We start from the raw sequence: 1966 nt of genomic DNA on the forward strand, positions 1-1966 counted from the left end.
GTGCCGCCCCGATGCTCGCGGCCTGTAGCACCGGCTCCAGCACCACCGGAACTCCGCAGGTCGAGTTTCGTTCCCCCCATGTCACCGACGCACCCGCGGCACGCAATGTGCGCGACTTCGGCGCGGTCGGTGACGGCGTCGCCGACGACACGGCCGCGATCGCCGCGGCGGCCGCGGTACGCGACGTTCCGCTGGTGATGTACCTACCCGCGGGCCACTACCGGGTGACGGCGTGGCCCGAACTCGGCGATTACGCCACGATTCTCGGCGACGGCGCCGATATCACCATCGTGGTCTGCGAAACCGACACGACCCTCGTCGCGCTACGCAAGCGCAGCCGGGTGCGGTTCGCGCGGCTGGGCTTCTACCTGACCGGGCCGAAGGCGACCGCCGTGCTGCTCTCGGAGTGCTTCCGCTGCTCGTTCGACTCGGTGGTGATCCGCGGCAACCACATCGCCGAGAACCATCCGCGCTATCTCGGGCAACGCGGGGTGGTGCTGGAGGGCAATACCGGCGGCACCGCATTCCTCAACTGCGACATCAACAATTTCGGCTACGGCATCGTCACCTCCTGCATCCAGAACTACGTGACCTCGTCCAAGCTCACCAGCAACTTCATCGGCGTGCTGGGCACCGGCAACGACCACAACGCCGGATTGGCGCTCACCAACGTCGAATTCGTCTCCGACGCCGACCCGCGCACCACCGACAAGCACATCCTCGTCGACGGTGCGGCCAACGACTGGTGGCTCACCAACGTCTGGTTCGAGGGCGCCGATATCGCGTTGTCCATCGGCCGGGCCGATCGCGGCGGGCCCGCGCAGTTCGGCATGACCAACTGCAAGGTCGCCGCGCGCACCGTCGCTGTCGACCTGATCTACTGCCGCCAGCCCTATCTCGCGAACGTCCAATTCGACCGGGACCTGGACCAGCCGCCCATCGAATTGCGGATCGACCCGACCGGCTGCCCCGAAGGGACCGCGGTGAACCTGATCTCCACGGCGGCAGAGGATCTCAACCCGACACTATTTCCGCCACGTTGGCATGTGCTCGGCCGCACCAGCACACACGCGCCATCGTTCACCGGGACCATCGTCGCCAAGGCCGGACGCGGTGATGCCGACGTCTTCCAGGCGCAATCGGCCGACGGTGCGCTGCGCTCGGCCGTATTGGCCAGCGGGACTTGGCTTTCCGAGCAGACCGAAGGCGGCATCGTGCTCAAAGACGCTACCGGCACATACTGGCGGCTGTCCGTCTCCACCGAGGGCGTGCTGAAGACGATGTCGCTGGGCAGAACGCGACCGCGCGAGTAGCCGCCATGACGACAACTCCCAGCTCGTTGGCGCACATCACTCTCGGTCCGGTACTGCTGCACGGAAACAGTGTCGTGGTACGGCCGCCGCGGATCGCGGACTACCCGCACTGGCGGCGCATCCGGCTGCGGGATCGGCACTACATCGAACCGTTCTGGTACAGCTCGACCCTGGACTGGGCGGCGCGCCACTGCGGAACCCATTGGGTGCGTGAGTGTTTGACCAGCCGCGCGGAAGCACGGACAGGTCGCAGGCTGGCGTCGGTGATCGAGGTCGACGGCCGGTTCGCCGGGCAGGTCGAGCTCGGCTCGATCGACGCCGCCGCCGCGTCGGCCGAACTGGGCATCTGGGTCGACGCCGAGGTCGCCAGGCACGGGATCGGCGGCATGGCGGCGGCGATGCTGATGGACTACGGCGTCGAACACCTCGGCCTGCAGCGGATCACCGCGCCGATCTCACCGGCGAATGTCGCCGCCGCACGCGGCGCCGCCGGGCTCGGGTTCCGTCGGGAAGCCTTGATGGGTCGGTACTTCGACGTCGGCGGTGCACGCCGCGACCACGAGTTGTGGGGGCTCACCGAGGCCGATGTTCCGCCACGGGGCTTCGTGCAGCACTGGATCGACCGCTACGACGCCCACCCCACCTCGCCGCCG

General features: G+C 68.0%; 2 protein-coding genes. Both read left to right on the forward strand.

Features of this window, described 5'->3' with window-relative positions:
• Positions 1–1313 (forward strand): glycosyl hydrolase family 28-related protein (locus NN4_RS44525; protein ID WP_147144459.1); only part of this gene is annotated, 1313 nt, incomplete at its 5' end.
• A 5-nt stretch (positions 1314–1318) separates the two neighbouring features.
• Positions 1319–1966, forward strand: a 648-nt coding sequence (locus tag NN4_RS44530; RefSeq protein ID WP_147144461.1) for a GNAT family N-acetyltransferase, incomplete at its 3' end; no start/stop codon positions are given.

Origin of the sequence: Nocardia ninae NBRC 108245 (genome assembly GCF_007990755.1) — a bacterium.
Classification (GTDB): Bacteria; Actinomycetota; Actinomycetes; order Mycobacteriales; family Mycobacteriaceae; genus Nocardia; species Nocardia ninae.